At 50.2% G+C, this 4,523-nt stretch carries 3 protein-coding genes; 2 read left to right on the forward strand and 1 reads right to left on the reverse strand.

Going from position 1 to position 4,523, the window contains the following annotated elements; translation table 11 throughout:
* Positions 1-835, forward strand: an 835-nt coding sequence (locus tag Q0256_RS09395; protein ID WP_297962453.1) for a TonB-dependent siderophore receptor, incomplete at its 5' end; no start/stop codon positions are given.
* A gap of 222 nt (positions 836-1,057) precedes the next feature.
* On the forward strand, positions 1,058-3,511 hold the full coding sequence (locus tag Q0256_RS09400; RefSeq protein WP_297962455.1) for a molybdopterin-dependent oxidoreductase: 2,454 nt from the start codon (positions 1,058-1,060) through the stop codon (positions 3,509-3,511).
* Positions 3,512-4,159: 648 nt separating this feature from the next.
* Here Q0256_RS09400 and Q0256_RS09405 read toward each other — a convergent pair.
* The coding region (locus Q0256_RS09405) for an amidohydrolase family protein (RefSeq protein WP_297962457.1) at positions 4,160-4,523 on the reverse strand (364 nt) is incomplete at its 5' end.

Below are 4,523 nucleotides of genomic sequence, written 5' to 3' on the forward strand. Positions count from 1 at the left end.
TCAAACTATTCAAAAAGCAATTTATGCCGCGAATAAACTCTCAATCACCGAGGATTTAAAGCTCTTATTAGGAACGCGGATGAGTTACTATAAATATAAAATTACAGGTGGAGCAGATAATAGAAATTTTACCCGCGAAATTACTCCATATGCAGGGATCACCTATGATTTAGACGATCATCATACCCTTTATGCAAGTTATACGAGTATTTTTAAACCTCAAACCTACAAGGACAAAAACAATAAATATCTTGATCCCATCCAAGGCAAGGACTACGAAGCGGGCATCAAAGGCGAGTATTTTGACGGCGATCTGCAAGCAAGCCTGGGCGTTTTTAAGATCATACAAGATAAGCTCGGCATCCGCACCGACGAGTATATCACGGGCACAAATTCCTACGCTTACAGGCAGGGTCGCGGAGTAACCAGCAGGGGCTTTGAAGCGGATGTAAACGGTAAAATCACCGATGCGCTAAGCCTAAGCATGGGGCTAGCGCACTACAAAGCCAAAGATGCTGACGGCAATATCTACGCCAACGACTCCTCCCGCACCAGCGCAAATCTTTTTGCAAAATATGAGATCGGCACATTTAGAATCGGCGCAGGCGCGATGTATCGCTCAAAGATTTATTCCGACTCGCCATACGGCAGGATCGAGCAGAAAGCCTACACGATTGCAAACGTAATGCTAGGCTACAAAGCGAGTAAAAACCTAGATGTGCAGCTAAACGTCGATAACATAACCGATAAGCGCTATTTTGAGGGTATCGGTTCTAATCGAATGATCTACGGCGATCCGCGCACCTTCAATCTAAGCCTTACGTATAACTTTTGACCCAAATAGTCGCGGCGGAATTTGTCTAGTGCTTAGCTCTAATAGAATTCCATCGCGACGCCATAGATAAATGGCAAATTAAGCCTAAATTTCGTAAAATCGCCGCCAAGACGCGAGGTCGCGTAATACACTAAAAGGCAAACGATGCAAAGTTCAACCTCATAAATCCCGCTAAATTTAAACCAAACCAACAAACAAATTTAAATTTAACGGAGAAAAACCATGAAAAGACGAGACTTTCTAAAACTAGGTGCGCTGGCTGCGGCTTCGGCGCAAGCAAAACAATTAGGCGCGGCGGCGCAGGCGATATTTGACGAGCAGATGGGACTTTGCGCGAATAAATTTGGCGCGTTTTACGTGCAAACCATCGGCGGCAGGGTCGTGGGCACAGAGCCCTTTGAGGGCGACGCGATGCCGACGGTGCTAAATAACGCCCTAAGCGATCATATCCAAAACGAAACGCGCGTGAAATACCCATACGTGCGCAAAAGCTTCCTAGCCGATCCCTCAAATCCAAAGCCACAGCTTCGCGGCAAAGAGCCCTTCGTGCGCGTTAGCTGGGACGAGGCGATAAAGCTAAGCGCTAAAATTTTAAAAGAAAACTTCGATAAATACGGCTCTGGGGCTATTTACGGGCAGCTTTATCAGTGGGGTAGCCTAGGCAAGGTCGGCCACTCGCAGCGCACCGCAAAGCGCATGCTAAACGCGCTAGGAGGCTACGTGAGCGAGCTTGGCGGCTACTCATACGGCGCGGCGACGGCGTTTTTGCCTCACGTGACGGGATCTATCGATCCGACGCATAATCCTACGCGCTGGGAAGGCGTGGTAAAGGAGGCTAAAACGATCGTGTTTTGGGGCACGAACCCAGTCGTGTCAAACAAGATCGCCATCGGCGTACCGATGCACAACTCATACGCCTACTACGAGATTATGAAAGAGAAATTTAAAAAAGGCGAGATGAAAATTTACAGCGTCGACGTCTACCGCAACGAAACGGCGGAGTATTTCGGCGCGCACTATCTCGCCGTGCGCCCTTGCACCGATACGGCGATGCTGATCGGGCTTTGCGATTATCTTTACGAAAACGGGCTTTACGACAAAGAATTTATTGAGCGCTACACGGTCGGGTTTGATAAATTTAAGGAGTATTTCACGGGCGCAAAAGACGGCGTGAAAAAAGATCTTGCGTGGGCGAGTAAAATTTGCGGCGTGAGCGAAAAGGAGCTAAAAGAGCTAGCGGGTACGCTGGCCAAAAAAGACACGCTCATCGTCACGGGCTACGCGATACAGCGCCAGCACCACGGCGAGATGGCGTACTGGGCGCTCATCGCGCTAGCAGCGATGCTGGGCGACATCGGCAAGACGGGGCGCGGCTACGTGATGAACGATCAGATGCATAAAAACGCCGATATTAGCTTCATCGCGCCAAAGCTTCAGGCTTTTAATCCCGCGGTAAACGAAAAATACCTTGCCCCGCAGGGCAAGCTAGCCAAAGCCAAATACCATGAGATACCAAACAGCAGGCTCATAGACGCGATCATGGAGCCGGGCAAAGAAATCGAGCGCAACGGCAAAAAGTACGTCATGCCGCACATCCGCGTGATGTTTAACGCCAACGGCTCGACCTTCACCCGCCACCCGGACACCAACCGCGCGGTCGAAGCGATGAAAAAGATCGAAGCGATCATCACCACCGAGCCCTTTTGGACGAGTACGGCAAGACTCAGCGACATCGTGCTGCCGGCAGCACTAGAATGCGAGCGCACGGATATCGAGTTTGCAAACTCGACTAGCGAATACCTTTTTGCGATTAAACCGCTAGTAAAGCCCGCAGGCGAGAGCAAGAGCGACTTTGAGATCGCGCGGCTCATCTGCGCGCAGTGGGGCGAGGAGTACGAGCAGGCCTTTAGCGAGGGCAAAACGGAGCTTGAGTGGGTGAAGGAAATCTACGCCGATGCAGTTCAAAAGGCTGAAGGCATGGGCATAGCGATGCCTAAATTTGAGGAGTTTTGGCAAAAGGGCTACATTAAATTTGATCAAGTAGACGAGAAAAAGCGGTACTTCACAAACTATGCGGACTTCCGCGCCGATCCCGAGAAAAACGCGCTAAAAACCCCGTCGGGCAAGATCGAGCTCTACTCCGAAGCGGTCGAAAAGCTAGGCTATCCCGACTGCCCGCCGCACGCGACGTGGATGGAACCGTTTGAGTGGCTGGGTGGCGACGTGAGCAAGTACCCTATCGCCATCAGCGGCGCGCACTCTAAATTTAGGCTCCACTCGCAGCTAAACAGCTCGCTCATCCGCAACTACGCCGAGATCGCAAACCGCGAACCAGCACTTATCAGCCCCGCCACGGCAAAAGCGCGCGGCATAAAAATGGGCGACGTGGTGAGGATCTACAACGACCGAGGCGAGATACTCTGCGGCGCGCTGGTAAGCGATACGGCACAAGATAACGTCGTGATCGTGAGCGAAGGCGCGTGGTACGATCCCGCCGTCTGGGGCGAGCGCAGCCTATGCAAGCACGGCAACATAAACGTGCTAACCAAGGATGTGCCTAGCTCGCAGCTATCGCAAAGCAACACCGCGCACACGAGCATGGTGCAGATCGAGAAATTTAAAGGCGAACTGCCGAACGTAACGGCGTTTGATCGGCCTGCGACGATAGAGGCTTAGCGTGCTTTCTTTCTTTAAATGAGATGAAATTTCGGTTTTGAAAGGCTTTAAATTTAGGACTCTTAAAGGCCGCGCGGACGAAATTTATCCATGCTTCGTGCAGCCTTTTTTGAAATTTCGGTTTTGGAATTTGGCTCTTGTAGTCACACGCAAAACCCTGCTATGTGCGGTTGTGGACGTGGGTTTTTGCACTTTAAAAATGACAAACCGCTTTAAAAAATTCCAATCGCAATCGCGCTATGAAATTTTAAAAGTAAACTGCCGCACTGAGCTACGCAAAAATTTAAAGAGAATTAGTCGCAGCGCTGTGCATAATTAAACCAAAAAATCGCGCCGTAAAATTTTAAACGTAGTTTGCTATATCCGGACTACCATTAAATTTAAGCAAGGCGATCGCGCTGCGGGATCAAAGATCGCGCCGATACCGAGCAAAACGCGCTATGAAATTTTAAAGACAAGTTGCCGTGCCTACGCCACCGCCAAATTTAAAATAAATCGATCGCACCGCAAAATTTTAAAAGTGAGCCGTTGCGCCTAAACTAGCGTAAATTTAAAATAAAGCAATCGCTCCGTTTATGCTACGAATGCCGCTCGTCCGCAAGCCGCGCCCGCAAAGCCGCTGCTCGCAAACTCTACGCCGCAAGCGCCCTACGCTACGACGTTTGGAAACTCATAGACCACGCGACCGCTTTTGATCGTGCATACCGCAGCGCCCGTAAGCTGCTTGCCGAAAAGCGGCGAGTTGCGCGATTTGGACTTATTTAGCGCCTCGTCGTAAACATACGAAATCTGCGGATCGATAATCGCGACGTCGGCCAAAAAGCCATCTTTGATCTCGCCCTTGTCCTTTAAATTTAGAATTTTAGCCGGGTTAAACGAGCACAGCCGCGCCATATCTTCAAGGCTAATGACGCCCTGCTCTACGAGCCGCAACGTAAGCGGCACGAGGGTTTGAAGCCCCAAAATTCCAAACGGCGCGTGGTCGAATTCGACAAATTTATCGTCGGTATTA

It is taken from the genome of uncultured Campylobacter sp. (genome assembly GCF_937949835.1).
Lineage (GTDB): Bacteria > Campylobacterota > Campylobacteria > Campylobacterales > Campylobacteraceae > Campylobacter_B.

Bases quoted from the DNA above. Each gene is read 5' to 3' on its own strand.
- Q0256_RS09400 (WP_297962455.1), top strand. From the start codon at position 1,058: ATGAAAAGACGAGACTTTCTAAAACTAGGTGCGCTGGCTGCGGCTTCG.